The sequence below is a fragment of the Bradyrhizobium sp. MOS002 genome (assembly GCF_003020115.1).
In the GTDB taxonomy this organism is placed as follows: Bacteria; Pseudomonadota; Alphaproteobacteria; order Rhizobiales; family Xanthobacteraceae; genus Bradyrhizobium.
Genome location: NZ_PYFX01000002.1, coordinates 1 through 26,717, shown reverse-complemented (window position 1 = coordinate 26,717; position 26,717 = coordinate 1). Strand labels below are relative to the sequence as shown.

Genomic DNA, 26,717 nt, shown 5'->3' with positions numbered 1-26,717 from the left:
CGCCTCAACACAAATCTTCCGCGGCGCGCACTTCGGTGCGCGCCGTTTTTATTTGGCCGTGCGGATGAAAAGCGCTTGCCTCGCTGGCGTGAAGGCGAGAAAAGTTAATCAGCCAATTAACTCGCCCACAGAGGAATGTCCGAGGCGATTGCCGAACAATCGGCATCCGCCCGCGACCCGAGGAAACAACAATTGCTCGACAAATCAGCCCCCACCTCCTCCGTTCGCACCTCCGGCCCGCTCGCAGGCTTCCGCATCGTCGAATTCGCCGGCATCGGACCAGGCCCTTTTGCCTGCATGATGCTGGCTGACATGGGTGCCGATGTCGTCACGCTCGATCGGATCGGCGCCAGGAAGAACATGAAGTCGGTCGCGGGCCGCGGCCGCAAGGTGATCGAGCTTGACCTCAAGGACAAGGCGGCGATCGCGGAAGTGCTCGACCTGCTCGCGAATGCCGATGCGCTGGTCGAGGGTTTCCGTCCCGGTGTGATGGAGCGGCTCGGTCTCGGGCCTGACGTGGTGCTCGCACGCAATCCGAAGCTGGTCTACGGCCGCATGACCGGCTGGGGCCAGCAAGGCCCGCTCGCCAATGCCGCCGGCCATGACATCAACTACATCTCCATCACCGGCGCGCTCGCCGCAATCGGCACCAAGGAAGCGCCGGTGCCGCCGCTCAATTTGGTCGGCGATTTCGGCGGCGGCGCGCTCTACCTCGTCGTCGGCGTGCTTGCGGCGCTGCTGGAAGCCTCGCGGTCAGGCAAGGGGCAGGTCGTCGATGCCGCGATGTGCGACGGCGCGGCATCGCTGATGTCTTTTTTCTTCGACATGACCACGCTCGGCCGCTGGACCGAAGGCCGCAATGAGAACTTCCTCGACGGCGGCGCGCATTTCTACGGCGTCTACGAATGCGCCTGCGGCCATTTCGTCTCGATCGGCTCGATCGAGCCGCAGTTCTACGCGCTGCTGCGCGAGCACGCCGGCCTGACCGACGCCGATTTCGATGCGCAGATGGACCGCAAGGCCTGGCCCGCGCTGAAGGAAAAACTCAAGACAGTGTTCAAGAGCAAGACGCGCGAGGACTGGTGCAAGATCATGGAAGGCACCGACATCTGCTTTGCGCCGGTGCTGACCATGTCGGAAGCGACCGAGCATCCGCACATGGTCGCCCGCAACGTCTTCGTCGAACGCCACGGCGTGAAGCAGCCGGCGCCGGCGCCGCGCTTTTCGCGGACGCCGTCAGCGGTGCGCGAGCCGGAGGGCGCGGAGATCGGCTCGGTGACGAAGGCGTGGGCGGGGCGTTAGACCCTCACCGTTACAACAACCTCCGCTGTCGTCCCGGCGAAGGCCGGGACCCATAACCACAGGGAGTGGTTTGGCGAAGGCTCGGAGTTCGGTACCCTCACCGATCAGATCGATAAATCACGCAGTATGGGGCCCGGCCTTCGCCGGGACGACGCCTGTTTTGATGGGGCAGTGTACGTAAAGCGCGTGCTTACGCCGCATCCACCTTCAGCACCCCGCGCCGGATCTGGTCCTCCTCGATCGATTCGAATAGGGCCTTGAAATTGCCTTCGCCAAAACCGTCGTCGCCCTTGCGCTGGATGAACTCGAAGAAGATCGGGCCGATCGCGTTGGCCGAGAAGATCTGCAGCAGCACCTTGGTCTGGCCGCCGTCGACCACGCCTTCGCCGTCGATCAGGATGCCGTTGGCCTGAAGCCGCGCGACGTCCTCACCATGCTTGGGCAGGCGCGCGTCGATCCGCTCGAAATAGGTCTTGGGCGGCGCCGGCATGAAAGGCAGGCCGGCTTCGCGCAGGCCTTCGATGGTGCGGTGGATGTCACGGCAGCCGCAGGCGATGTGCTGGATGCCTTCGCCGCGATAGATATTGAGATATTCCTCGATCTGGCCGGAATCGCCGGCGTCCTCGTTGATCGGAATCCGGATCTTGCCGTCGGGGCTCGTCAGCGCCCGCGAGAACAGGCCCGAGGCGCGGCCCTCGATGTCGAAGAAGCGGATCTGGCGGAAGTTGAAGAGCTTCTCGTAGAAGCCGGTCCACACGTCCATGCGGCCGCGATGGACGTTATGGGTGAGGTGATCGAGATAGAACAGGCCGGCGCCGGCGGGACGGGGATCGCGCGCACCCAGCCATTCGAACTCGCTGTCATAGGGCGAACCTTTGGCGCCATAGCGATCGACGAAATAGAGCAGGCTGCCGCCGATGCCCTTGATCGCGGGGACGTCGAGCGTCTTCTGCGCGGATGACACATCGGCAGGTTCGGCACCGAGCGATATCGCGCGGTCATAGGCCGCCTTCGCATCGACGACGCGAAACGCCATCGACGGCGCGCAGGGCCCGTGCGCGGCGACGAAATCGTGACCGTGGGTGCCGGGCTCCTCGTTGACGAGATAGTTGATGTCACCCTGGCGATAGACCGTGATCTTCTTCGTTCTGTGGCGCGCGACGGGCGCATAGCCCATTAGCTTGAACAGGGCGTGCAGCTGTTCCGGATCGGGATGCGCATATTCGACGAACTCGAACCCGTCGGTGCCCATCGGATTGTCGGCGCTGATCGTGGCCGGCGGTGCATCGTGCGGAAACGGACCCATGGTGCTCTCCCAAATTACTGCCATGAACTATCCTTCATGGCGCATGCAATGAGCGTGCAAATGGGACGTCATTTGGCTATTCTGCGCACGATCTGTGCATAGAATGGGACAATTCCGCATGACTTTGGTGGATGCCTTCGACCTCAAGATCCTGGGCGCGCTCCAGGACGACGGCCGCCTCACCAACCAGGAACTGGCCGACATCGCAGGGCTCTCGGCCTCGCAATGCTCGCGCCGGCGGATGCGGCTGGAGGAGGAGAAGGTGATCGCGGGCTACCACGCCGATCTCTCCAGCGAGGCCCTTGGCTTCGGCGTGATCGCCTTTATCCAGGTGACGCTGGCGACCCACTCACCGGACAACTCGAAACGCTTCCGAACGCTGGTCAATCGAATCGACGAGATCCAGGAGGCCTATTCGCTGACCGGCGACGCCGACTATGTGTTGAAAGCCGTCCTGCGCGACCTGAAGGGTCTCTCCACTCTCGTCAACGACGTGCTGATGCCGCACCAGAGTATCGCCCATGTGCGCTCATCGATCGTGCTCGACAGGCTGAAGGAAAGCACGCGTCTGCCGCTGAAAGAAATCAAACCCGGCTGAAATCGAGGGAAATCCGGCATTCGCGCTCCGCGCGCGATCTGCGATGATCCCGGCAATCTGCGGAGACTGAGCCATGGCCCTCCAGCTTCGACCGAACTGCGAATATTGCGACCGCGACCTGCCGCCGAACGCGACGGACGCGCGGATCTGCTCCTATGAATGCACCTTCTGTGCGGACTGCGTGGAGACGAAACTCTCCAACGTCTGCCCGAACTGCGGCGGCGGTTTTGCGCCGCGCCCGATCAGGCCAACGCAGCAATGGCGACCGGGCGTGTGCACGAGCAACCAGACGCCGTCGGACAAGCGGGTGCATCTGAAGTACAGCCTGGAGGACGTCGCGGCGCATTGCGCGCGGATACGCGACGTCGCGCCGGAGAAGCGGTAGGCTCTCACCACGTCATTGCGAGGAGCCCTTGCGACGAAGCAATCCAGACTGCCGCTGCGGAAAGACCCTGGATTGCTTCGCTTCGCTCGCAATGACGGAGGATGTGGATAGAGTGTCCCATCACTCCCCTGCCATTACTCCGCCGCCAGAATCGTCCCTTCAACCTCGCCGAAGCCGACGCGATAACCGTCGCCCTGACACCAGCCGCGCATGACGAGGCTGTCGCCGTCTTCCAGGAATGACCGCTTGATGCCGCCGGGCAATTCGACCGGCTCGGTGCCGTTCCAGCTGATCTCCAGCAGACTGCCGCGCTGGTTCTTCTCCGGGCCGGAGATCGTACCGCTCCCCAAGAGATCTCCGACATTCATGGCGCAGCCGGAGGAGGCGTGGTGCATCAGTTGCTGCACCGACGACCAGTACATGTACTTGAAATTGGTGCGGCTGATGCCGGCAGGCGCGTTGGCGCCGGCGGCGCGCAAGGAGACGTCGAGTTCGAGATCGTAGTTTTGCGGCTTGCCCTGCTTGAGATAATCGAGCGGCACCGGCTCCTGCTCCGGCCCGTTCAGGCGAAACGGCTCCAGCGCCTCGCGCGTCACTATCCATGGGCTGATCGAGGTCGCGAACGCCTTGGCGAGGAACGGGCCAAGCGGCACATATTCCCATTGCTGGATATCGCGCGCGCTCCAATCGTTGAGCAGCACGAAGCCGAAGATCATCTCCTCGGCCTGTTGCTCAGTGAGCATGCCGCCCATCGGCGAAGGCTGCCCGATCACGACACCCATCTCCAGCTCGAAATCGAGCCGCTTGCACGGCGCGAAGCTCGGCGCCTCCACATTCGGCGGCTTCAGCTGCCCGCGCGGACGCTTCACCTTGGTGCCGGACACGACGACGGTGGAGGCGCGGCCGTTATAGCCGATCGGCATGTGCAGCCAGTTCGGCTGCAGCGCATTGTCCTTGCCACGGAACATCACGCCGACATTGGTGGCGTGTTCTTTCGACGAATAGAAATCGGTGTAGCCGGAGACCGCGAACGGCAGATGTAATTTTCGGTCGCGTATCGGCACCAGAGCCTGCTTGCGCAGCTGTTCATTGTCGCGCAGCTCGGGATGATCGGCGCGCAACAGCTCGCTGATCCGCGCCCGCGTCTTCGCCCAGACCTTTGGCCCCAGCGCCATGAAAGCATTGAGCGACGGCGTCGAGAACACGCCGAGCGGCCCGACATCGAGCCGCGAATCCTGCTCGAGCTCCCAGAGATCGAGCACATAGTTGCCGATCGCAACTCCGACGCGCGGCGTCGGATTGTTCGCGGTCGAGAACACGCCGTAAGGCAGGTTCTGGATCGGGAAGTCGGAGGCCGGATCGACGTCGATGAAGGAGCGGAGGCTGGGGTCGTTGGGGTGTGTCGTCACTGTCGGCCCGGTCCTTTCTTCCTTCTCCCCTTGCGGGAGAAGGTGGCGCGAAGCGCCGGATGAGGGGTTCTATCCGCGAGTCGAAATGAGAGAGGTTCAGTCGCGGAGACAGACCCCTCACCCGTCTCGCCGCTACGCGGCGAGCCACCCTCTCCCGCAAGGGGAGAGGGCAAGAACGCTACGGCTTGCTCGGATCGAACCGCTTCTCGAGGCCATTCCAGCAATCCGCGTAGTCGTCCTGCAATGTCGCGGAATTCGCGGCGTGCGCGGTGACGCGCTGCGCGTAGCGGGTCTCGAACATGAAGGCCATGGTGCCGGTCAGCTTGACCGGCTTCAGCTCGCCGTTGCTGGCGTGCTCGAAGGCATCGCGATCGGGGCCGTGCGGCAGCATGCAATTGTGCAGGCTCATGCCGCCCGGCACGAAACCTTGCGGCTTGGCGTCGTAGACGCCGTAGATCAGGCCCATGAACTCGCTCATGATGTTCATGTGATACCACGGCGGGCGAAAGGTGTTGTCGGCGACCATCCAGCGCTCGGGGAAGATCACGAAGTCGATATTCGCCGTGCCCGCGGTCTCCGACGGCGAGGTCAGCACGGTGAAGATCGAGGGATCGGGATGATCGAAGCCGATCGCGCCGACCGGCGAGAAGCTGCGCAGATCATATTTGTACGGCGCATAATTGCCGTGCCAGGCGACGACGTCGATCGGCGAATGCGGCAGCGTGGTCTTGAACAGAGCGCCACCCCATTTCACGAACAACTCGGTCGGCGAGTCCTTGTCCTCGTAGTAGGCGACCGGCGTCAGGAAGTCGCGGGCATTGGCAAGGCAATTGGCGCCGATCGGCCCCCGCTCCGGCAGCGTGAAGGCGCCGCCGTAATTTTCGCAGAGATAGCCGCGCGCCGGTCCGCTCGGAATCTCCACCCGGAACTTGACGCCGCGTGGGATCACCACGATCTCGCCGGGCTCGGCGTCGATGCGACCGAACTCGGTGACGATGCGAAGATTGCCCTGCTGCAGCACGAACATCAGCTCGCCGTCGGCATTGTAGAAGTGCTGGTCCACCATTGACCTGGTGATGAGATAGACGTGGGCCGCCATGCCGGCCTGGGTGTTGACGTCGCCGGCGGTGGTCATGGTCTGCACGCCCTGAAGGAAAGTCATGTCCTCCTTCGGGATCGGCGCCGGATCCCAGCGCAGTTGCGCGATCGGCAGATCGTTTTCATGGCACGGTGCCGAACGCCACAGGCCGCCGTCGGCCTTCTCGAACCGGCCCGAATGTTTCACCGACGGTCGAATGCGATAGAGCCAGGAGCGCTCGTTGCTGCCGCGCGGCGCGGTGAAGGGAGAGCCGGAGAGCTGCTCGGCATAGAGGCCGTAGGCACAGCGCTGCGGCGAGTTGCGCCCGATCGGCAGCGCGCCCGGCAGCGCCTCGGTCTCAAAACTGTTGCCGAAGCCGGACATGTAGCCCGGCGTGACCTGGGCCGTACTGCGAATGATCTGATCGGGCGAGGTATTGATGTTCATGATGATCCTCCTCCTTGCAGGGCGGCCCACATCTCCTGGTCGCGCTTGTCGGTCCAGATGACGGGGTCGTCGATCCCCGACGCCTCGTCATAGGCGCGCGACACGTTGAACGGCAGACAGTGCTCGTAGATGGCGAAGCTTTGGAATTTCGGATCCATGACCTCGCGCGTCGCGGCCATCGATTCCTTCAGCGTGCGTCCCTTGGCGACAGAGATTTCGGCGGCGCCGTAGAGCGAGGTGACGAAGTCGCGCGTCATCGCGATGGCTTCGCGCACCGTGGCGACGCCCTTCAACGCATCGCCGCGGCCCGGCGCGATCGCCTTGGGATTGAAGTTGCGGATCTCGTTCAGCGTCAGCGGCCATTCGCGCAAATGCGCGTCGCCGCAATAGCAGGCCGAGTGGTATTCAATCAGGTCGCCGGAGAACATCACCTCTGCATCGGGCACCCAGGCGACGATGTCGCCGGAGGTGTGGCCGGCGCCAAGCTGCATCAGGCGCACCTCGCGCTTGCCGAGATAGATCGACATCTCGCCTTCGAAGGTCAGCGTCGGCCAGGTCAGGCCGGGAATGCTCGATGCGTCCTGAAACAGGCGCGGGAAGCGGCCATACTCGGAATCCCAATCCTGCTGGCCACGCTCCTCGATCAGGCGATGGGTCTCCTGCGAGGCGACGATGCCCTGCGCCTTGTAGGCGGAGGCACCGAGCACCCGCACGGCGTGATAATGCGACAGCACGACATATTTGATCGGCTTGTCGGTGACGGTACGGACGCGCTCGATCACCTTGTTGGCCATCGCCGGCGTCGACTGCGCGTCGAACACCAGGCAGCCGTCGTCGCCGACGATGATCGCGGTGTTCGGATCGCCCTCCGCGGTGAAGGCGTAGAGATCGGGGCCGATCTCGGAGAAGGTGATCTTCTTCTCGGCGAGATCGCCGGTGGATGCGAAGTTCTTCGCCATCAGTTTGTCCTTCAAGTCACTGGGTTATTGTTGTTGCTGCTGCTGCTGCTGGCCGTCGATCATGCGGCGCTTCGCGAGCAGGATCGCCTCCCGCAGCACGTCGATATCGCCGATATGGTTGGCAAGGATCAGCACCAGCGCCGCGTCGAAGTCCGCGCTCTGCTCGTCGGTGAAGCCACGATGCGCCTCCACGATGGCGCGAAAGGCGTCGTCGGGCCGCGCGAAATTGGAGCTGGTCGAGAGCGACATGCGAATCCTCAATTCAATTCAAGCCTTGCGCCTGCGACAGCGCTGCCGCGACGCCAGCGCGCGTCGGGTGGCGGAAGCGCGCCGCAACGTAGCCGTCCGGCCTGAGTAGGTAGGCTGAGCCTGGCTCCGCATCATAGCGCTTTGCGGTGAGCCCCGCCGGATCTGCGAGCCCGCCCTCACTGCCGATTCGGATATCCTTCACGCCTTCGGGCGCATCGATCGCCGCGCCATTGCTGAACGACAGCAACGTGAAGTCTGTTCCACCCTTGCGGAACGCATCGGTCAAATAGGCTTGCTCGCCCGCGCGCGTCGTAACGGGAGCATCGAGCATCGAGCAACCCGGGAGCGGGCCACCGCGCCACGCATCCGCATCGGGCGATGACAGCGGCGAGTCATAGCTGCATGGCACCGAGAGCCGCCCGCCATTGACCATGCGCTTGCCGAACTCCGTTTCCTTGGCGAGCGACAGCACCGCCTTGCGCAGCCGCGCTTCCTGATGCGAGTTCGGTGCCATGAAATCGGTCGAGCGGGTGGATTCGCGGATGTTCTCGTCGGCCGCCCCGCTGCGCTCGACATGATAGCTCTCGAGCAGGCTCGCGGGTGAGGCGCCGCGCAGGACGCGGTCGAGCTTCCAGGAGAGGTTTTCGGCGTCCTCGAGTCCCGAATTGGCACCGCGCGCGCCGAACGGCGAGACCTGGTGCGCGGAATCGCCTGCAAATATCACGCGGCCATGGACGAAGCGGTCCATCCGCCGGCACTGGAACTTGTAGAGCGAGATCCACTCGAACTCGAACTTGTCGTGGCCGAGCATGCGCGCAATCCGCGGCCGCACGTTCTCGGGCTTCTTCTCGACGATTGGATCGGCATAGCGATTGAGCTGGAGGTCGATGCGCCAGACATCGTCAGGCTGTCGGTGCAACAACGCCGAACGCCCCGCATGAAACGGCGGGTCGAACCAGAACCAGCGCTCGGTCGGGAATTCCGCGGTCATCTTGACGTCGGCGATCAGGAACTGGTCCTCGAACACCTGTCCCGCGAAATCGGCGCCCACCATCTGCCGCAGCGAAGAGCGCGCGCCGTCGCAGGCGACGACATATTGCGCGTGCAGGCGATAGGCGCCCTCCGGCGTCTCGATCGTCAACGCAACGGAATCGTTGCGGCTCTCAAGCGCCGTCACCTTGTTGCGCCAGCGCAAATTGATCTCGGGCAGATCGCTGATGCGGTCGACCAGATAGGCTTCGGCATAATATTGCTGGAGATTGATGAAGGCCGGCCGCTTGTGACCGTCGTCCGGCAGCAGATTGAACTGGTAGAGCTGCTGCTCGCCGTGGAAGATGCGGCCGACGCTCCAGACCACGCCTTTGTCGACCATGCGGTCGCCGACGCCGAGCCGGTCCCAATATTCCAGCGAGCGTTTCGAGAAGCAGATCGCGCGGGAGCCCTCTCCGATGCGGTCGGCGTCATCCAGAAGAACGACGCGCTGGCCGCGCTGGGCAAGGTCGATCGCTAGCGAAAGCCCGACCGGGCCCGCGCCGACGACCACCACGGGATGCTCGGCCGCGCTCTGGCCGGGGCGATCCTGATCGGGGTGGCGGCGATAGCCGAACTGGGTTTTGGCCTGATGCGTATTGGCCTGCGCCATGCGCTAACCTCGGCTCTGGTCAGAAGAGGACTGATCTGGTAGATAGTCTCACGTGCAACTATTTTGGACCGGAGCCGGCCGGCCGTCAACTGGAATTCGGAGCGCTCTCCTTGGCGAGGACATCCAGCGACATCGCGCTGAAGACCCGCGAGGCCGATGAGGCTTCAGCGCGGCCAAAAACACGGCTCGACCTGTTCAGGTTCGTGCCGTTCCGCCTCAACCGTCTCGCGGCGGAGGTCAGCGCCGCGCTCTCGGTCGAATATCAGGAACGTCACGGCCTCGACATCCCGGCCTGGCGCGTGATCGCGACGCTCGGCTTCCGCAACGATGCCTGCAGCGCGCAGTACGTCGCGCAATGCACCCGCACGCACAAATCCACCATCAGCCGCGCGGTGACCACGTTGCTGCACCAGGATTTGATCGAGCGCGTCGAGAACGAAGCCGATCGCCGCGAATTCCGCCTGCGACTGACAAGGAAAGGCCGCACGCTCTACGAGGAGCTGTTTCCGCAATTGCTGCGGCGGGAAGACGAGATCCTCGCCTGCCTCTCCTCGCAGGAGCGCAAACAGCTATCGACGCTGCTCGGCAAGATCGAGCAGAGCCTCAATTTGATCCAGACCAGCGAAGAGGCGGACGCCAAGCAGGCGTATTGACCGCTCCCCGCGTGGTGCCAGGCCCTCATCCCGAGGAGCGCGGAACGCGCGTCTCGAAGGATGAAGGCCGAGTTGTAGCAGCCGGGCCTGCATGGTTCGAGACGGCGCTTCGCGCCTCCTCACCATGAGGATCACTTCGCAAACGATCGCGACGGCGGCAAATGCAGCGCCCAGACATCGCCCTCGCCGCCGGCGCGCGGATAGATCTCCGTCACGATCGGATCATGGCCGGGAATGAACCGGTCGGGATGGCCGGCGAGACGCTCGATCGTCTCCCAGCCAACCGCCATGTCGCCGACATTGTAGACGATCGGGAATGGGCTCCGGCGCTGCAGATTGGCGTAATAATGCGCGGCATCGGACGCCAGCACCACGGGCCCGCGCGCGGTCTCGACCCTCACCACCTGCAAGCCGTCCGAATGGCCGCCGACGCGGTGCACGGTGACGCCGGGCGCGACCTCGCCGTCGCCGGAATAGAAATTGACGCGCTCGCCATAGACATGGCGGACCATCTGGGTGACGTGCTCGACCGAGAACGGATGTCGCAGCAGTCCGTTGCACATACAGCGCCCCGTCGCGTAGGCCATCTCGCGCTCCTGGATATGGAAGCGCGCGTTCGGGAAGCGGTCGAGATTGCCGGCATGGTCGTAATGCAGATGCGTCACGATGATGTCGCGAATGCTCGCTGCCGCGACACCAAAGCGCTCCAGTGCGTCGACCGGATTGAGCGTCAGCTTGCGGGCCCGCGCGGACGCTTCCTCGGCATTGAAGCCGGTATCGACCAGGATGTCGCGGCCGTTGCCGCGGATCAGCCAGACGAAATAGTCGAGGTCCTGCGCCGCGCTGTCATGCGGGTCGGGCGCGAGGAAGTTCATATTGGGCGTGCGCGGCGACATCGTCGCATAGCGCAGGGCGTAGATTTCGTAGGCGTTTCCCATGGTTTTGATCTTGCTCTTTTTGTGGATGCACCTTCAGGGCGATCAATCGCACCAAGCCATCGTCCGCCGCAAAGGTCAAACACCGGAGGTTGCGAAGGAGGCCCATCCGCAATGTGAGACCAATCACATTCTAGCCGCCATGGCTGCCCTAACATGCAGCCGCAATGACAACCAGAATGCACCGCGTGCAATCGTGACCGCCCGTTTATTCCCCCCGCAACATGCCCATGCGTCGCGGTCAATTGTCGCGATAGCGCCGAATCTGCAAGCGGTTGACGCCCTCCTTCCCCGGTTTGATAATGCACATTGCGTAAGTTAAGGTCGCCGCGGCGCAAGCTGGAAACGGCGCCTTTTTGGCTGGATCGCGCTAATTATGAAAATTCGCTTGTTTTTCGTTCTGTCCTTGCTCGTGTCGCTCATCCCGACCGCTCCGTCACTTGCGGCCGGCGATCGCTTTGCGCTGGTCATCGGCAATGCCAAATATCCGGATGCCGACGCTCCCCTGAAGGAACCGCTCAACGACGCGCGCGACGTCGCCGACGAGCTCAAGCGCGACGGCTTTTCCGTCGAGACCGGTGAGAACCTGACCGGCGACGGCATGCGCCGCGCCTTCGACAAGCTCTACGGCAAGATCAAGCCGGGGTCGGTGGCCCTGGTGTTCTTCAGCGGCTTCGGCATCCAGTCCGCGAGGCAGAGTTACCTGCTGCCGATCGACGCGCAGATCTGGACCGAATCCGACGTTCGCCGCGACGGCATCAGCCTCGAAACCGTGCTCGGCGAGCTCAACACCCGCGGCGCCGGTGTCAAGATCGCACTGGTCGATGCCTCCCGGCGCAACCCGTTCGAGCGCCGGTTCCGCAGCTTCTCGGCCGGCCTCACCCCCGTCATCGCGCCGAACGGCACGCTGGTGATGTATTCGGCGGCGCTGGCCTCGGTGGTTTCGGACGTCGGCGGCGAGCACAGCCTGTTCGTTCAGGAACTCCTCAAGGAAATCCGCGTCCCCGACCTGATGGCCGAGGAGACGCTGAACCGCACCAAGATGGGCGTCACCCGCGCCTCGCGGGGCGAGCAGGTGCCGTGGATCTCCTCGTCGCTGGCCGAGGATTTCTCGTTCATTCCGGGGGCCGGCGGGTCGCGCCCGACAACGACGCCGCCACCCCCGCCTCCCGCTCCGCCGCCGGTGGTCGCCAACAACCCGCCGCCGGCTCCGCCCGCGCCACCGCCACCTGTGCTGCCGAAACCGGCCGACACAGTGGCTGCGCCCGCACCGTCACCGAAGCCGCAGGTCGAGGCTGCCTTGCCGCCGGCACCGCCGCCGCCACCGCCTGTGTTGCCGGCCGATCCCGTCACCGCTCCGAGCATGGAGAGCGGGCCGAGTGCGGCCGCCCTGGCCGAGGACCCCACCATCAAGGGGCTGACCGCCAAGATCGCGGCCAATCCGGACGACGTGAACGCGCTTTACCGGCGCGGCCAGGTCTATGCCAGCAAGGGCGCATACAGCTTGGCCATCAAGGATTTTGACGAGACGCTCCGGATCAACCCGAAGGACGTCGAGGCGCTGAACAACCGCTGCTGGACCCGCACCGTGGTCGGCGACCTCCAGGGCGCGCTGAAGGATTGCAACGAGGCCCTGCGGCTGCGGCCGAACTTCGTCGACGCGCTGGACAGCCGGGGGCTCGTCAATCTGAAATCGGGGGCGGTCAAGAACGCCATCGCCGATTTCGAGGCCGCCCTGAGGATCAATCCGCGCCTGACCTCCTCGCTGTTCGGACGCGGGATCGCCAAGCAGCGCAACGGCTCGGCCCAGGAAGGTGCGCTCGACATCGCCAATGCCAAGGCGATGGATCCGAACATTGTTCAGGAATTCGCAAGCTACGGAGTGCGTTGATATTTTTTTGGATCGAGGCCGATGTGCCTCGAACCCACGACGGCCCGGCGAAGACTAATTGAACGGATGCCGCAGGCTGCCTTTTCGGGGGGCTAATTGCGGGGATTTTGGAACCGCGCCAGCTGGCTGCGCAGGAGGGACTGGCTATGAGATTGGCTGCAAAGGGACTTACCGCAATCCTGTCCATCATCACCGTCGGCGCCGCACTGTCGCTGACGATCCCGCTGGCATTCGCGGGCGACGACGGCAACAGCAAGAACGTCACCGAGGACGAGATCGTCCGCGCGCTGGCGCCGCCGCCGAAGAAGCCGCTGACCCGCGGCCTCTCGATCGCTCCGCAAGCCGAACCCGCACCGAGTGCGACGGAGACCAAGCTGATCCAGTCCGTGCGCGGCCGCTCGACACGCTCGCTGTCGTCGACCGAGCGTGAAGAAATCGCGTCGGCGGCCAAGGACAAGCCGAACATCGATCTGGAAATCACGTTCGACTACAACTCGGCCAATATCAGCGCCAAATCGCTTGCCTCGGTCCAGGCGCTCGGCCGCGCGCTGACCAGCCCCGAACTGAAGGGCTCGACCTTCGTGGTCGCCGGCCACACCGACGCCGCCGGCGGCGAGAGCTACAACCAGGATCTGTCGGAGCGCCGCGCGGATTCGATCAAGCGCTACCTGGTCGACAAATACAGCATCTCCGCGACCGACCTCGTCACCGTGGGCTACGGCAAGAGCAAGCTGAAGGACCCGGCCCAGCCGATGGCGGAGGTCAATCGTCGCGTGCAGGTCGTCAACATGGAAAACAAGACCACCGCATCGAAGTGAGCACGACGTAATCCTTTGAAGTGACAAGTCGTGATGTGGTGTAAAGTCTCGCTTCCAGCGCGCGTCCCGCAGGCTTGCGGGACGTTGCTTTATTTCAGGGAAACGCTCTCCATGGGCCGCGCGCGGATGGCCGTGAGCCAGGCCAGGACGATCCGGCGATGAACCTCTCCCAATATCTCAAGCCGGCCGGAACGGTGGTCTTCGTCGTCGCGCTCGGCGTCGGCTATTATCTGTTCGAGCACCGGCATCGCGCCGAGCCCAAGGAAACGCCGAGCGAGGCGCTGGTCATCGTGACCAAGTCGACCAATGCCTGCTTCTCGGACCTGGTCCGGGTGACCGGCTTCTTCGTGCCGCGCCGCGAAGCCGTGGTGGTCGCCGACCAGGAGGGATCCAGGGTTACCGACCTCTTCGTCACCGAGGGCACCCTCGTCACGGACAATCAGGAGCTGGCGCGCCTGACCGCCCCGCCCCAGATCCCGGGCCAGCCGCAGCGGCCCGGCCCGCAAGGACCGGTTTCACTGAAGGCCTCTGCGCCGGGTCTCGTCACCGAGGTCCGCACCATCGTCGGCGCGCCGGCCTCGCCGCAGGCCGGCCCGATGTTCCGTATCGCCGTCAACAACGAGATCGAGCTGGACGCGCAGGTCCCGGCGGTGCACATGGCCAAGCTCAGCTCCGGCGCGACCGTGCGCATCAGCCGCGACGACGCGCCCGATCTGATCGGGCGGGTCAGGCTGGTCGCGCCCGAAATCGATCGCGCCACCCAACTCGGCCGCGTGCGCATCAGCGTCACCAACAATCCCTCGCTGAAAGTCGGCGTGTTCGCCCGCGCCTCGATCGACGCCAAGCGAAGCTGCGGCGTCGCGGTTCCCAAGACCGCGATCGACCATCTCACCGTGCAGGTCGTCAAGGGCAACATTGTCGAGACGCGCAAGGTACGGGTCGGGCTGTCGTCGGACAGCGCGACGGAAATTCTGGAAGGCCTCAACGTCGGCGAAATCGTCGTGGCCGACGCCGGCTCTTCGCTGCATGACGGCGACCAGATCAAGACCATGTTCGCCGATGAACTCGATCGCACGCGGGTACGCTGATGGCTCTCAATATCTCGGCATGGTCGATCCGCAATCCGCTGCCGTCGGTCGTTTTTTCCATCATCCTCCTGATCCTCGGCTGGGTGTCCTTCACCAAGCTCGCGGTGACGCGGCTACCCTCGGCCGACATTCCCGTGATCTCGGTTGCGGTATCGCAGTTCGGCGCGGCACCCGCCGAGCTCGAATCCCAGGTCACCAAGACGGTTGAAGACGCCGTCTCCGGTGTCGAAGGCGTCAGGCACATCACCTCGCAGATCACCGACGGCCTGTCGGTGACGACCATCCAGTTCGCCCTGGAAACCAACACCGACCGCGCGCTCAACGACGTCAAGGACGCCGTGACGCGCGTGCGCTCCAACCTGCCGCAGAACGTCACCGAGCCGCTGATCCAGCGCGTCGACGTCATCGGCCTGCCGATCGTCACCTACGCCGCGATCTCGCCCGGCAAGACGCCGGAGCAGCTCTCCTATTTCGTCGACGACGTGGTCAAGCGCGCGCTGCAGGGCGTGCGCGGCGTCGCCCAGGTCGAGCGCATCGGCGGTGTCGAGCGCGAGATCCTGGTCTCGCTCGATCCCGACCGCCTGCAGTCGATGGGGCTGACGGCCGTCAACGTCAGCCAGAGCCTGCGCGGCACCAATGTCGACGTCGCCGGCGGCCGCGCCGAGATCGGCAAGAACGACCAGGCGATCCGCACCCTCGCCGGCGCCAAGACGCTGAGCGACCTCGCCGGCACCATGATTCCGCTGTTCGGCGGCGGCGAGGTCCGGCTCGACGATCTCGGCACCGTGACCGACACCATCGCAGACCGCCGCACCTTCGCCCGCTTCAACGGCGAGCCGATCGTCGCGCTCGGCATCAAGCGCTCCAAGGGTGCCAGCGACGTGAAGGTCGCCGAGGCCGTGCAGAAGCGCATCGACACGCTCAAGGCCACCTATCCCGACGTCGACCTGAAGGTGATCGATACCTCGGTCGAATATACCAACGGCAATTACCACGCGGCGATCTCGACCTTGTTCGAAGGCGCCATCCTCGCCGTCGTCATCGTGCTGTTGTTCCTGCGCGACCTGCGCGCCACCATCATCGCCGCGATCTCGCTGCCGTTGTCGATCTTCCCGGCGTTCTGGGCGATGGACCTGCTCGGCTTCTCGCTCAACCTCGTCAGCTTCCTCGCCATCACGCTGTCGACAGGTATTCTGGTCGACGACGCCATCGTCGAGATCGAGAACATCGTCAGGCACATGAACATGGGCAAATCGCCCTATCGTGCCGCCTTGGAAGCCGCCGACGAGATCGGCCTCGCGGTGATCGCGATCTCGCTGACGATCATCGCGATCTTCGCACCCGCGAGCTTCATGTCAGGCATCGCCGGACAGTTCTTCAAGCAGTTCGGCATCACCGTCTCGGTACAGGTGTTCTTCTCGCTGCTCGCGGCGCGCTTCGTCACGCCGGTGCTCGCCGCCTACTTCCTCAAACATGGCAATCACCAAGAGCCGCCGCCCGGCCGCGTGCTGCGGTCCTATCACAGGCTCGTGGCCTGGTCGGTGAAGCACTATTTCATCACGGTGCTGGCCGGCTTCGGCGTCTTCGCCGCCTCGATCTGGAGCATCACGCTGCTGCCGCAGGGTTTCCTGCCGGCGCAGGACAGCTCGCGCTCGCTGGTTGCCCTCGAGCTGCCGCCGGGCACCCAGCTCGCCTACACCGAAAAAGTCACCGAGGACATCGTGGCGCGCCTGCGCAAGCGACCCGAGGTGAAGAGCATCTTCGTCGACGGAGGCCGCGTTCCACCGGGGACCCAGGAAGTCCGGCGCGCCGCCTTGATCATCAACTACACGCCCAAGGACAGCCGCGACATCACCCAGCGCGAGCTCGAATTCTCGATCAGCCAGGAGCTGGAGAACATTCCGGACATCCGCTTCTGGTTCCTCGACGAGAACGGCCTGCGCGCCATCTCGCTGGTCGTGACCGGCGCGGACGCCAACATCGTCAACAACGTCGCCAGCGAACTCGCGACGCAGATGAAGCGGATTCCGACCATCTCCAACGTGATCTCGGAAACCACGCTGGAGCGGCCCGAGCTGCGCGTCGAACCGCGCGCCGATCTCGCCGCACGGCTCGGCGTGTCGACCGAAAGCCTGTCGCAGACCATCCGCGTCGCCACTATCGGCGACGTCGGCCCCGCGCTCGCCAAGTTCGACGTCGGCGATCGTCTGGTGCCGATCCGCGTGCAGCTCGAGGATGCCGCGCGCGGCAATCTGAAGACGCTCGAACAGTTGCGCGTGCCGCTCGGCGAGCACGGCGAGAAGGGCGGCGTGCCGCTCTCCGTCATCGCCGACGTCAAGCTCGACCAGGGCCCGACCAGCATCAACCGTTACGATCGCGAGCGACAGGCGACCGTCGCGGCCGATCTCGTCGGCTCCGCGGCGCTCGGCGACGCCACCAAGAAGATCTACGACCTGCCGGTCATGAAGAGCCGGCCGAAGGGCGTGAAGGTCTCCCCCTCGGGCGATGCCGAAAGCCTGAACGAACTGTCCGAAGGCTTTGCCACCGCGATCACGGCGGGCCTGATGATGGTCTACGCCGTGCTGGTGCTGCTGTTCGGCACGTTCCTGCAGCCGATCACCATTCTGTTCTCGTTGCCGCTCTCGATCGGCGGCGCGATCGCGGCCCTGCTGATCACCGGCAAGCAGCTCACGACACCGGTGTGGATCGGCATCCTGATGCTGATGGGCATCGTCACCAAGAATGCGATCATGCTGGTGGAATTCGCCATCGAGTCCATTCACGCCGGCACACCGCGCGAAGAAGCCATGATCGACGCGGGCATGAAACGCGCACGCCCGATCGTGATGACCACGATCGCGATGGCCGCCGGCATGATGCCGAGCGCGCTCGCGGTCGGCGCGGGCGGCGAGTTCCGCTCGCCGATGGCGCTTGCGGTGATCGGCGGCCTGATCTTCTCGACCATCCTCTCGCTGGTATTCGTGCCCGCGATGTTCATGGTGATGGACGATCTCGGTGCCCTGATCTGGCGCTTCGGCAAGCGGCTGGTCGTGCACAGCGAAGATGCGGAGGACGCCGGTCATCACGGAGCGGCGCCGGCGGGAGCCGCACCAGCGCCGAAGAGCATCGTGCACCCTGCGGCGGAGTAGCTCCTGAAAAGGCTGGGCAGAAGCGGGCTGGCACAAGTCGGTCGCGCGCGTTAGCTTACGACATGGTTTTTGCGCGTATCACGATGGATCCAGCCCTCTGCACTGGCAAAGCCTGCATTCGCGGGCTGCGGTTTCCAGTCGCACGATTGCTCGGCCTGCTGGCAGTCGGCGAAACGCGCGAATCCATCCTCGATGACTACCCGTATCTGGAACGCGAAGATATTGATGAGGCGTTGCGATATGCCGCCTCCCTCGCAGAGGACACAGCCGCCGATCTGCCTCGTACCTTCCAAGCGAAGTGAGTTGCTCGATTTACTCGTTCCGCGCGATCGCCGTCAGCTTGGTCATGTTCCGCAGCAGGATGCGGCCGCGCTGGAGATCGAGGATCGCTTCCTTGCGCCAGGCCTGAAGCTGGCGGTTGACGCTCTCGCGGGCGGCGCCGACGAAGACGCCGAGTTGCTCCTGCGAGATGTGCACCTCCGAGCCGAAATCGGCGGCGAGCGCGCAGAGGCGCCGCGCGAGGCGAACCGGCAGCGGCTGGAGCATGGACTCTTCCATGCGCTCGCTCTGCCAGCGGATGCGCTGGCACAGCAGCGCGATGATCTTGATCCCGACCTTCGGCTCGCGTTCGAGGAAGGCGAGAAAGTCTTCGCGCCGCAGCACGAACAGCTCGCTGGCTTCGCCCGCGGTCGCGTCCGCAGTGCGGCTCTGGCCGTCCAGCACCGCAACCTCGCCGAACAGGTCGCCGGGCCCCATGAAGTTCAGCGTCAGGCGGCTGCCGTCGGAGGCGCCGGTCTCGATACGGACCTGGCCTCGGCGCACGCCGAACAGCGCATCGCCCGCGTCGCCCTTCTGGAATAGCACCTCGCCATTCCCCAGATGCTGGGTGTGGCAGAGATTTGCCAGCCGCTGGAGCTCGTCTGCGCCGAGATCGGCGAACATCGCATTCATCTTGAGGATGACCGCAAATTCGGCCTGCTTGCTCATTTCAATGTCCTTGTGAATTTCGTTGGCAAATCGCTTGGAACCATCAACATCAGGATCGCGTAAAACCGCGCCGGGGAAGTGTGCCATAAGTCACATAACTTTGCAGCACCCCCAGACTATTTTTACGCGCTTGGAGCCGCTTCCCGTCCGGGGATAAACTCAGGCGCAAAGGACGAGTGCAAATGACGGTCATCTGCCGGATTCGACGCCGATCGTCCGTCGCAGGAAAGTCGACATGAGAGCCGTGAAATTCGCCGGCGCGGCGGTGGCCGCCGTCGTCATCGTGATCGCACTCCTGCTGGTGGTCGGGATCCCCTCGGGCTTCCTGACCTCGACGATTGCCTCGCGGGTCGAGAGCGCGAGCGGCTACCGTCTGTCGATCGACGGCACGACCAGAATCAGCCTGTGGCCGACGCTGAACGTGACGCTGAACGACCTCACGCTGCAGGACCCCAAGGACCGCAGCGGCATCACGCGCCTGACCATCGACAGCGTGCAGGCCGACATGTCGCTCTCGAGCGTCTGGTCGGGCCGTCCGAAGATCAGCGAGCTCGTCGTCACCCATCCCGTGCTCTACCAGCCGCTGCTGCGTGAGCGCCTGCCGAATGCCGGCGGCACCTCGAAGCCGGTCGCGCTCGATACCGACGGCGCCGCCATCGACCGCGTTAAGATCAGCGATGGCGAGGTCGCATTCGCGCGCGCGCGGGATCGCGTCGAGAGTCGCATCAGCGCCATCAATGCCGATGCAACCGTCGGCCGCGACCGCAAGATCAACATCACCGGCACCGCACGGGTCGGCGAGCATCCGACCAAGTTCGACATCAAGGCCACCACGCCGGCGCCGCCGGCCGACCGGCCGACCATTCCGGTGGATTTCGCCATCGACATGCCGGACGTGCTGAAGTCCCGGCTCGCGGGTCATGCCGAGATGCGGCTGAGCGGCGATGTCGTGATGATCAATGGCCTGAATGGCACGCTCGGCGATGGCGCGTTCAACGGCTGGGCCTCGGTCGATATCGCGAGCAAGCCTCTGGTCAAGGTCGATCTCGACTTCCAGCGGCTCGCGATTCCGCTGGCGAAATCGCCGGAAGGCGCGTCCGGGCAGCCCTGGAGCGATGCGCCGATCGACGTGTCCGGGCTGAACTATGTCGATGCGCAAATCAGGATCTCCGCGCATGAGGCGGTGATCGGCGATGCGCGCCTCGCGCCGCTGGCGGTCGATGCAAAACTCGCCGGCGGCGTGCTGAAGGCGGGCAGCGCCAATCTCGGCGCCTATGGCGGCCAGGTCTCGGGCGAATTGATCCTGGATGCGACCAGCGGCGCGCCGAGCTTTGCCATGCATTCCGACCTCGCCGGCGTGCGTGCGCTGCCGCTGCTGCAGGGCCTTGCCGAATTCGACCGGATCGACGGCAAGCTGCAGGCCAAGCTCGCGCTGCGCAGCGCCGGCACCAGCCAGCGCGCGCTGATGGCGAACATGCAGGGCACGGCCTTCGTCAATTTCCAGGACGGCGCCATTCGCGGCATCAACGTCGCGCAGATGATCCGCTCGCTGACCTCGGGCACGTTGTCCGGCTGGCAGGCAAACCAGGACAACAGCCGGGAGCAGAGCACGGATTTGTCGCAGCTCTCGGCGTCGTTCCGTATCGACAAGGGCCAGGCGGTGACGACCGATCTCAACCTGACCGGACCGCTGGTCCGCGTGACCGGCGCCGGCACGATCGCACTCGACACCAAGATGATGGGCTTTCGCGTCGAGCCGAAGCTGGTGATGACGACCGAAGGCCAGGGCCGCGCCGCCGAGCCGGTCGGCTTCGGCATCCCCGTGATGATCCAGGGCACCTGGTCGCAGCCGCGGATCTATCCCGACATGGCCGGCATGCTGGACAATCCGGACGCCGCCTATGCCAAGCTGCGCGAGATGGGCAAGGGACTGTTCGGCGCTGATGGGGCCGGGCTCGGCAATATATTGGGCAGCCTTGGCCTCGGGGGAGCTACCGCGCCTGCTGGCGGCAATGCGGCCGGCAATGCCAATCCGCAAACCCAGCAGCCGGGACAGAACAATTTGCTCGGCGGCCCTCTGGGCGAGGCGCTCGGCAATCTGATCCAGCAGGGACTTTCCGGTGGTGCGGGAAACAGCACTGGGACCGCCGCCGGCACCGGCACTGCCACCGGCCGCAGCCGCAGCCTGCCTGCCGCGCCATCCACCCTGATGCCGCAAGCCTCGCCGGCGCCCTCCGGCCTGGAGGACCCGCCGGCGGCGCAGCAGGACAGCCAGCCGATGAATGACGTGCTGCGGCAGCTCTTTAATCGATGATTGCAGGACCAAAGCGCTGGACTCCAAGCCCTCCCTTGCCAAGCCATCCCCTTACATCGGCTTGCCCGGGGGCGGCTTCCCCCAAACGGATGAGACCGCGACAATTCACCATGCTTCCGCCTGCCCCAACGTCCAAGTCAGGTAACCAAGACGGGTAACCACGCCGGCTGCCCGGCCGGTTCTTGACCAGTCCCTTCACAGTCCATTGGACCAAATTGTGCTAGAAGGCTCGCAGGGTCCGTGCGGCCCGTAGCGCCGGCGCCGATGGCGGCGCGGGAGGATCGGGATGGCAGGAGCGAACGACAAGACACGGTTTCTGCGCGAGGGTCTGTTCGCCAAATACGTCGTCTCTCTCGTCGGCCTGGTCGTGTTCGTGCTCGCCGTCAACGGCGCGATGGAGAGCTGGATCTCCTACCGCGCCACCAAGACACAGCTGACCGACGGTCTCGAGGACAAGGCGCAGGCTGCCGCGCGACGGATCGAGCAGTCGATCTCCGAGCTCGAGCGCCAGATCAGCTGGGTGACGCGGGCGAGCCAGGACACGCTCGAGAAGCGCCGCGCCGACTACGCCCAGCTTCTGCACCAGGTCTCGGTCGTCAACCAGCTGTTCCAGCTCAACGGCGACGGCCGCGAGGTGCTTCGCGTCTCGCGCCAGTCGACCACGACCGGCAGCAATGCCGACCTTTCCCGCGACATGCGCTTCACCGACACCGTCGCCCGCGGCGTCAGCTACGCGCCGGCCTGGTTCTCCGACCGGACGCCGTTCATGTCGATCTCGGTGGCGCATTCCGGTTTCAATGCCGGCGTCACCGTGGCCGAGCTCGACCTCAGCTTTCTCGCCGAGTACCTCTCCGACGCCCAGGTCGGCAAGGCGGCCTTCGCCTATGTGGTCGATCCGCGCGGCCGCGTGCTGGCGACGTCCTCGAAGGGGCCCGAAGTCGGCAAGGACCTGTCGAAGCTGCCGCAGGTTGCGGCCGCGGTCGCGCCGGGCCACGCGCCCGACAATTCGGGCACCGACTTCAACGGCCATGCGGTGATGAGCGCGGCGAGCACCGTGCCGAAGCTCGGCTGGAGCGTGATGTTCGAGCAGCCGACCACGCAGGCCCTGATGCCGATCCGCGACCAACTGGTGCGCATCGCGCTGCTGATCGGCATGGGCCTGCTGGTCGCGATCCTCGCCGGCACGCTGCTCGCCCGCCGCATGATCATCCCGATCACGGCGCTGCGCGACGGCGCGCACAAGCTCGGCGAGGGCGATTTCAGCCATCGCATCGAGGTGCACACCTCGGACGAGCTGGAAGATCTCGCCGGCCAGTTCAATCGCATGGCCGGCCAGATTCAGGAAACCTATTCGGACCTGGAAACCAAGGTCGAGGAGCGCACCCGCGATCTCGCGCAGTCGATCAACGAGCTCAAGGTGCTGGAAGAAGTCGGCCGCGCGGTCGCTGCCTCGCTCGATCTCAACGCTGTGCTGCCGACGATCGCCGCGCGCGCGATCGAGATCACCCATGCCGACGCGGTGCTGATCTACGGCTATGACGCGCAGACGCGCCGCTTCAATCTGGTCGAGGCCAACGGCATCGACAAATCCGCCGACGGCGCCCATGTCACCATCGACGAAGGCCAGGATATTTTGAGCGATGCGGCCGGGAGCGGCGAGCCGATCGCGATTGCCGATCTCGACCAGGCCTCCGAGCAGCCGCTGCGCGACGTCGCGATCGAGGCCGGCTTCCATTCGGTGCTGGTGGTGCCGCTGGTGGACCAGCAGGGTACGCTCGGCTCGCTGGTGGTCTTGCGCCGCGCCAGCGGCGAGTTCGCCCCCAGCATCATCGGCCTGATGCGGACCTTCGCCAACCAGGCCGTGCTGGCGATGCGCAATGCGCGGCTGTTCACCGAGGTCGATCACAAGGGTCGCGAGCTCGCGGCTGCGCACGAAACCGTGCAGGAGCAGGCCGCCAAGCTCCAGGAGCAGACCGAGCAGCTGCGCAACTGGAACCGCTCGCTGGAAGAGCGTGTCGAGAAACAACTCGGCGAGATCGGCCGCATCAAGCGGCTCGAACGTTTCCTCGCGCCGCAAGTCGCGCAGCTGATCGCCTCGTCCGACGGCCACGACGCGCTGCTCGACAGCCACCGCCGCGAGGTCACCGTCGTGTTCTGCGATTTGCGCGGCTTCACCTCGTTCACGGAGGCGACCGAGCCGGAAGAGGCGATGAACGTGCTGCGCGAATATCACGCCGCGCTCGGCGAGCTGATCCACCGCTATGAAGGCACGCTCGACCGCTTTGCCGGCGACGGCGTGATGATCCTGTTCAACGCGCCCATTCAGTTCACCGACCATACCAAGCGCGCGGTGAAGATGGCGGTCGAGATGCGCGATGTGATTGGCCAATTGACCGAGAAATGGAAGAACCGCGGCCACTCGCTCGGCTTCGGCGTCGGCGTCGCCATGGGCTACGCCACGCTCGGCCAGATCGGCTTCGAGCAGCGGCTCGAATATGCCGCGATCGGCAGCGTCACCAATCTCTCCTCCCGCCTCTGCGACGAAGCCAAGGCCGGCCAGGTCGTCGTCAGCCGCCGCGTCTACGGCATGGTCGAGCCCTGGGTCGAAGCCCGCGCCCTCGACGATCTCGTGCTCAAGGGCTTCAACCACCCCGTGCTCGCGATGGAGATCCTGTCGTGGCGCGAGGAGGTGGAGAACGTGGTGGATGCCGCCGCGGCAAGGCGGCGCGGCTAGCCAAAACAAAAAACTGCGAAAACAACCCCATGCACAGTAGCCGGGGCGTGCGAGATCAATGACTTACGCGGGCACGGAATTGGCTCGAAGCGGTTTGACTCGTCGGGCAAAACACCGGCAGGATGGCATCATCCCCACGAACCACATCCCTCCTCCCCGCGACTAACGATCGCCTCCGCGTCGAGGCTTTCGAATGGAGTCGACCTGTGGTGCTCGCCTTGCCTTCGCGTGCGTATGATTTGCAGATGCTGGATCGTCCGGCCTATCGTGAACGCGATCATGGCTGGGTTTACGGCCTGCCGCCGGGCATCAGCAGCGAGCAATGGCCGCTCGATCCCGTCACCGGTTTTCCGCTGATGCACGGCTTCACGCTAGAACTGCCGGAGGATTATCGCGTGCATGGCGAGGACATCGTCGCGGTGTCGTTCTTCGCGACCGCGCCCGATCACAATGACGGCGGGGCGCCTGACGATCCCGAGATTCGCGAGGCGGTGCAGGCGCGGCCCTCGCATCCGCGGCTTTCGCGCATGACCGACATTCTCGACTATGAATATGCCGCGCTGCTGCTGACCAAGCGCGAGTACGAGGGCGCGTTCGCGACGCCGCCCGCGCCGCTTCCGCTTGCGACGGCTGAGCGGCCGCGCTGGCTCGATGTCGGCGGCGCCAGCGCTTTCTTCGAGAGCGCCGCGCCTTACGCGAAGAAGATGTTCGCCAGCCCTCCGCGGGCCGATCTGGCGGAGAACCTCGCGATCGGCTTGATGCCGCGTGCGAGCGATCCCAACGCCGGCAAGGGCCCGCAGGACGAGCACACACGCCAAAATCCGCCGAGCGGCTATCAGCCCTATTACTATTACGTCGGCGGCGTGCAGAGCCGCGACAATTTCCGCCTGCACGATTGGAGCAAGGACCACGCCCACAATCATCTCGGCGGCACCATGCGGCCATGCCAGGCGGTGCCGGAGATGAGCCCGTTCTACATCGAGTTCGAGGAATATTTCGGCGGCTACAATTTCGGCGGCGGCAACGCACAGCTCGACTTCAAGGACATGAAGTTCGACTGGGCTTGCGGGTGATCACACCCCGCGCTTCGGCCCGATCGCCTCGAACCCCGCCTTCTGCTCGTCGCTCAGGTCCGCCTCGAAATCGTCGAGCGCGTCAGTGACGCCGTTCACCGCCTGCAGCATCGTCTCCAGCCGCGCCTTCACGGCGGTGAGGCGTGCCTGTGGTGTCGGTGCTGCCTGTGACGGACAGGCGCTGAGCGTCTCCATCGTGCGCAGCGTGGTGTCCTGAAGCACGTCGAGGCGGGCGCGGGCGGTGTCGTCGAGCTTGAGGGTGGAGGCGATCTCGGCCGCGGGCCATTGCTGCTGAATGAGCTGCTCGTATTGGCGCTGCAGCTTCTCGTCATAGCGGGGATCGCTGTCCGCCTGGCAGGCCGATGCCGCCTGGGGATTCTTTTGCTGGATCGCCGCGAGCGCGGCACGCCGGTCCTTGGCCAGGCCATCGAGCTTGGCCTTCTGGTCGTCGTCGAGGAGATCGACGAATTTTGCCAGCGCAGGTGCGACGGCGTCCGTGGCCTTGATCATGGCTTCGATGCGCTCGCGCATCAGGCCGAGCCGCTCCGTGGCCGTCGCGGGGACCTGCGTTGGACAGGCGGCGCGGATGGTGTCGCGCGCGGAGAGCCAGGCGGTCGCGAGCTCGTCGAGCGCTGTGCGCTGCAATTCATTCGATTGCACGATAGCGGCGATGCGATCGACCGGCAGGCCGCCCGTGTCGCTGGCGTCGCAGACAGTCTCCGCGGTCGGGACTCTGCGTCCGCGCCTGCTTTGCGGCGCGGTGTAGGCGGCAAGCTCGGTGGCCGCATAGGGCGCGAAGATCGCGGCATAGATATCGCCATAGCCATAGAGCGAGAGGCTGGTCGTATCGCCGAGGATGATAGCGCTGGTGAGGTCGTCATGCGCGAACGGCCAGAACACCGGGCCGACCCAGCCATAGCTGCCGTCGGGGTGGCGCCACCATCCCTGCGGACGGCGGCCGTCACGCCAGCCCGACAGCGCGCCTTGCGCCGTCATCGCCGCACGCAGCATGTAAGGATTGGCCGGCTGGCCTCGTTCAACACCGCGAGGATCTTGCGACCGCAACGCTGCGGAGCGGTATCGGCCGCCCCGCACCGCCATGCGGGCATGGCGCAAGCGCGACATGCCGATCACGTGTCCGACGGCAAAGCGCGCGACACCGAGCGGGCCGCCGCGCAAGCCGAACTGCGCCTCGGCGCGACTTGGCAACAGCACCGCCAAAATCACGAGGGTTGCGCCGGTCAACGCCAGCCCCAGTCGCGGCCCCTTGCGTGATCTCGACATGACCACTGACCTGTCCACCTTGGCCCTCCTCCGGCGCCAAGCGCGCATCGCGTCGCATCAGCATGACGCGCGAGGGAACCAAATGTTCCGGAAGCGCACAGGGCAAAGCGTCGCGGGACTGCGGAGCCGCAACTGGCTGCGTCTTCGCGGAGAGAGCTCCTCCCGCTCCACGTAAGGACGGACGCGTTATCGCATGACGTCTCGGCGGCGCCTGAGCGAGCGCCTCGTCCTTCGAGACGACCGCTTCGCGGCCTCCTCAGGATGAGGCTCAGCTGCATCCATCTGGGTTGAAATGTGCTGCCGCACACTCATTCCTCATCCTGAGAGCCTGACTCAAAAAGCGTAGACGTCTTCAAGGTCTGGCCAAGCGGCGAGTTAAGAGCCTCAGATGGGCAGCGAGTAGCCAGGCGAGCTCG

Annotated in this window: 21 protein-coding genes; 12 read left to right on the top strand and 9 right to left on the bottom strand. The window is 64.9% G+C overall.

Annotation, left to right across the window (positions count from 1 at the left end):
- Window positions 1-192: 192 nt before the first annotated feature.
- Window positions 193-1,302, top strand: coding sequence for a CaiB/BaiF CoA-transferase family protein (locus C7G41_RS04805; protein ID WP_106942155.1), 1,110 nt, complete (start codon window positions 193-195; stop codon window positions 1,300-1,302).
- A gap of 190 nt (window positions 1,303-1,492) precedes the next feature.
- Here the strand turns inward: C7G41_RS04805 and hppD are convergent, their stop codons facing one another.
- Window positions 1,493-2,608 carry a 4-hydroxyphenylpyruvate dioxygenase gene (hppD, locus tag C7G41_RS04800; RefSeq protein WP_106941515.1) on the bottom strand — a complete coding sequence of 372 codons (1,116 nt, stop codon included), beginning with the start codon at window positions 2,606-2,608 and terminating at the stop codon, window positions 1,493-1,495.
- Window positions 2,609-2,726: 118 nt separating this feature from the next.
- Here hppD and C7G41_RS04795 point away from each other — a divergent pair, with 118 nt between their 5' ends.
- Both C7G41_RS04795 and C7G41_RS04790 read left to right on the top strand, forming a co-directional pair.
- Window positions 2,727-3,206 (top strand): Lrp/AsnC family transcriptional regulator, encoded by a 480-nt coding sequence (locus tag C7G41_RS04795; RefSeq protein ID WP_199198176.1) that lies wholly within the window; start codon window positions 2,727-2,729, stop codon window positions 3,204-3,206.
- Between the two features lie 73 nt (window positions 3,207-3,279).
- On the top strand, window positions 3,280-3,591 hold the full coding sequence (locus tag C7G41_RS04790; protein WP_106941513.1) for a DUF1272 domain-containing protein: 312 nt from the start codon (window positions 3,280-3,282) through the stop codon (window positions 3,589-3,591).
- A 134-nt stretch (window positions 3,592-3,725) separates the two neighbouring features.
- Here the strand turns inward: C7G41_RS04790 and fahA are convergent, their stop codons facing one another.
- The 5 genes from fahA to C7G41_RS04760 form a co-directional block, all read right to left on the bottom strand.
- Window positions 3,726-5,000, bottom strand: coding sequence for a fumarylacetoacetase (fahA, locus tag C7G41_RS04780; RefSeq protein WP_106941511.1), 1,275 nt, complete (start codon window positions 4,998-5,000; stop codon window positions 3,726-3,728).
- A 178-nt stretch (window positions 5,001-5,178) separates the two neighbouring features.
- Window positions 5,179-6,525: a homogentisate 1,2-dioxygenase gene (gene hmgA / locus C7G41_RS04775; protein WP_106941510.1), complete on the bottom strand. Its 1,347-nt coding sequence runs from the start codon at window positions 6,523-6,525 to the stop codon at window positions 5,179-5,181.
- Window positions 6,522-7,484: an MBL fold metallo-hydrolase gene (locus C7G41_RS04770; protein ID WP_106942154.1), complete on the bottom strand. Its 963-nt coding sequence runs from the start codon at window positions 7,482-7,484 to the stop codon at window positions 6,522-6,524. Before C7G41_RS04770 ends, hmgA begins: the two co-directional genes overlap by 4 nt.
- 24 nt (window positions 7,485-7,508) lie before the next feature.
- Window positions 7,509-7,733 carry a DUF2783 domain-containing protein gene (locus C7G41_RS04765; RefSeq protein ID WP_106941509.1) on the bottom strand — a complete coding sequence of 75 codons (225 nt, stop codon included), beginning with the start codon at window positions 7,731-7,733 and terminating at the stop codon, window positions 7,509-7,511.
- A 13-nt stretch (window positions 7,734-7,746) separates the two neighbouring features.
- Window positions 7,747-9,375, bottom strand: coding sequence for an FAD-dependent oxidoreductase (locus C7G41_RS04760; RefSeq protein ID WP_106941508.1), 1,629 nt, complete (start codon window positions 9,373-9,375; stop codon window positions 7,747-7,749).
- Window positions 9,376-9,485: 110 nt separating this feature from the next.
- Between C7G41_RS04760 and C7G41_RS04755 the strand changes: the two genes are divergently transcribed.
- Entirely contained in the window at window positions 9,486-10,028 is a 543-nt protein-coding gene (locus tag C7G41_RS04755) for a MarR family winged helix-turn-helix transcriptional regulator (protein ID WP_106941507.1), read from the top strand.
- A gap of 131 nt (window positions 10,029-10,159) precedes the next feature.
- Here C7G41_RS04755 and C7G41_RS04750 read toward each other — a convergent pair whose 3' ends face one another.
- Window positions 10,160-10,966, bottom strand: a complete 807-nt coding sequence (locus C7G41_RS04750; protein WP_199198174.1) for an N-acyl homoserine lactonase family protein — start codon at window positions 10,964-10,966, stop codon at window positions 10,160-10,162.
- Between the two features lie 373 nt (window positions 10,967-11,339).
- Here C7G41_RS04750 and C7G41_RS04745 point away from each other — a divergent pair, with 373 nt between their 5' ends.
- The 5 genes from C7G41_RS04745 (at window position 11,340) to C7G41_RS04725 (ending at window position 18,211) form a co-directional block, all read left to right on the top strand.
- Window positions 11,340-12,854 carry a caspase family protein gene (locus C7G41_RS04745; protein ID WP_106941505.1) on the top strand — a complete coding sequence of 505 codons (1,515 nt, stop codon included), beginning with the start codon at window positions 11,340-11,342 and terminating at the stop codon, window positions 12,852-12,854.
- A gap of 146 nt (window positions 12,855-13,000) precedes the next feature.
- The gene (locus C7G41_RS04740) at window positions 13,001-13,672 is read left to right on the top strand and encodes an OmpA family protein (protein WP_106942153.1); all 672 of its coding nucleotides are present in this window, start codon (window positions 13,001-13,003) and stop codon (window positions 13,670-13,672) included.
- A 158-nt stretch (window positions 13,673-13,830) separates the two neighbouring features.
- Complete coding sequence (locus C7G41_RS04735) at window positions 13,831-14,760, top strand: efflux RND transporter periplasmic adaptor subunit (RefSeq protein WP_027515083.1); 930 nt, start codon at window positions 13,831-13,833, stop codon at window positions 14,758-14,760.
- On the top strand, window positions 14,760-17,909 hold the full coding sequence (locus C7G41_RS04730; RefSeq protein WP_106941504.1) for an efflux RND transporter permease subunit: 3,150 nt from the start codon (window positions 14,760-14,762) through the stop codon (window positions 17,907-17,909). The genes C7G41_RS04735 and C7G41_RS04730 overlap by 1 nt, the downstream gene beginning before the upstream one ends.
- Before the next feature lie 83 nt (window positions 17,910-17,992).
- Window positions 17,993-18,211 (top strand): DUF433 domain-containing protein, encoded by a 219-nt coding sequence (locus C7G41_RS04725; RefSeq protein WP_245446451.1) that lies wholly within the window; start codon window positions 17,993-17,995, stop codon window positions 18,209-18,211.
- 10 nt (window positions 18,212-18,221) lie between these two features.
- Here C7G41_RS04725 and C7G41_RS04720 read toward each other — a convergent pair whose 3' ends face one another.
- A complete protein-coding gene (locus tag C7G41_RS04720) occupies window positions 18,222-18,896 on the bottom strand; it encodes a Crp/Fnr family transcriptional regulator (protein WP_007599026.1) in 675 nt (224 codons plus the stop codon).
- Between the two features lie 235 nt (window positions 18,897-19,131).
- Here C7G41_RS04720 and C7G41_RS04715 point away from each other — a divergent pair, with 235 nt between their 5' ends.
- From C7G41_RS04715 to C7G41_RS04705, 3 genes are all read left to right on the top strand, one after another.
- Entirely contained in the window at window positions 19,132-21,210 is a 2,079-nt protein-coding gene (locus tag C7G41_RS04715) for an AsmA family protein (RefSeq protein ID WP_106941502.1), read from the top strand.
- A 286-nt stretch (window positions 21,211-21,496) separates the two neighbouring features.
- Complete coding sequence (locus C7G41_RS04710; RefSeq protein ID WP_106941501.1) at window positions 21,497-23,944, top strand: adenylate/guanylate cyclase domain-containing protein; 2,448 nt, start codon at window positions 21,497-21,499, stop codon at window positions 23,942-23,944.
- Window positions 23,945-24,189: 245 nt separating this feature from the next.
- The gene (locus C7G41_RS04705) at window positions 24,190-25,017 is read left to right on the top strand and encodes a hypothetical protein (RefSeq protein WP_245446450.1); all 828 of its coding nucleotides are present in this window, start codon (window positions 24,190-24,192) and stop codon (window positions 25,015-25,017) included.
- Here C7G41_RS04705 and C7G41_RS04700 read toward each other — a convergent pair whose 3' ends face one another.
- Window positions 25,018-26,301: a Spy/CpxP family protein refolding chaperone gene (locus C7G41_RS04700; protein ID WP_199198172.1), complete on the bottom strand. Its 1,284-nt coding sequence runs from the start codon at window positions 26,299-26,301 to the stop codon at window positions 25,018-25,020.
- Window positions 26,302-26,717: the final 416 nt, after the last annotated feature.

What these genes read in the sequence shown, in the direction of transcription:
- hppD (WP_106941515.1), bottom strand. Translation starts at nt 2,608, where the DNA reads ATGGGTCCGTTTCCGCACGATGCACCGCCGGCCACGATCAGCGCCGAC.
- C7G41_RS04795 (WP_199198176.1), top strand. Translation starts at nt 2,727, where the DNA reads ATGACTTTGGTGGATGCCTTCGACCTCAAGATCCTGGGCGCGCTCCAG.
- C7G41_RS04790 (WP_106941513.1), top strand. Translation starts at nt 3,280, where the DNA reads ATGGCCCTCCAGCTTCGACCGAACTGCGAATATTGCGACCGCGACCTG.
- hmgA (WP_106941510.1), bottom strand. Translation starts at nt 6,525, where the DNA reads ATGAACATCAATACCTCGCCCGATCAGATCATTCGCAGTACGGCCCAG.
- C7G41_RS04770 (WP_106942154.1), bottom strand. Translation starts at nt 7,484, where the DNA reads ATGGCGAAGAACTTCGCATCCACCGGCGATCTCGCCGAGAAGAAGATC.
- C7G41_RS04765 (WP_106941509.1), bottom strand. Translation starts at nt 7,733, where the DNA reads ATGTCGCTCTCGACCAGCTCCAATTTCGCGCGGCCCGACGACGCCTTT.
- C7G41_RS04760 (WP_106941508.1), bottom strand. Translation starts at nt 9,375, where the DNA reads ATGGCGCAGGCCAATACGCATCAGGCCAAAACCCAGTTCGGCTATCGC.
- C7G41_RS04750 (WP_199198174.1), bottom strand. Translation starts at nt 10,966, where the DNA reads ATGGGAAACGCCTACGAAATCTACGCCCTGCGCTATGCGACGATGTCG.
- C7G41_RS04745 (WP_106941505.1), top strand. Translation starts at nt 11,340, where the DNA reads ATGAAAATTCGCTTGTTTTTCGTTCTGTCCTTGCTCGTGTCGCTCATC.
- C7G41_RS04740 (WP_106942153.1), top strand. Translation starts at nt 13,001, where the DNA reads ATGAGATTGGCTGCAAAGGGACTTACCGCAATCCTGTCCATCATCACC.
- C7G41_RS04735 (WP_027515083.1), top strand. Translation starts at nt 13,831, where the DNA reads ATGAACCTCTCCCAATATCTCAAGCCGGCCGGAACGGTGGTCTTCGTC.
- C7G41_RS04730 (WP_106941504.1), top strand. Translation starts at nt 14,760, where the DNA reads ATGGCTCTCAATATCTCGGCATGGTCGATCCGCAATCCGCTGCCGTCG.
- C7G41_RS04725 (WP_245446451.1), top strand. Translation starts at nt 17,993, where the DNA reads ATGGATCCAGCCCTCTGCACTGGCAAAGCCTGCATTCGCGGGCTGCGG.
- C7G41_RS04720 (WP_007599026.1), bottom strand. Translation starts at nt 18,896, where the DNA reads ATGAGCAAGCAGGCCGAATTTGCGGTCATCCTCAAGATGAATGCGATG.
- C7G41_RS04715 (WP_106941502.1), top strand. Translation starts at nt 19,132, where the DNA reads ATGAGAGCCGTGAAATTCGCCGGCGCGGCGGTGGCCGCCGTCGTCATC.
- C7G41_RS04710 (WP_106941501.1), top strand. Translation starts at nt 21,497, where the DNA reads ATGGCAGGAGCGAACGACAAGACACGGTTTCTGCGCGAGGGTCTGTTC.
- C7G41_RS04705 (WP_245446450.1), top strand. Translation starts at nt 24,190, where the DNA reads ATGCTGGATCGTCCGGCCTATCGTGAACGCGATCATGGCTGGGTTTAC.
- C7G41_RS04700 (WP_199198172.1), bottom strand. Translation starts at nt 26,301, where the DNA reads ATGTCGAGATCACGCAAGGGGCCGCGACTGGGGCTGGCGTTGACCGGC.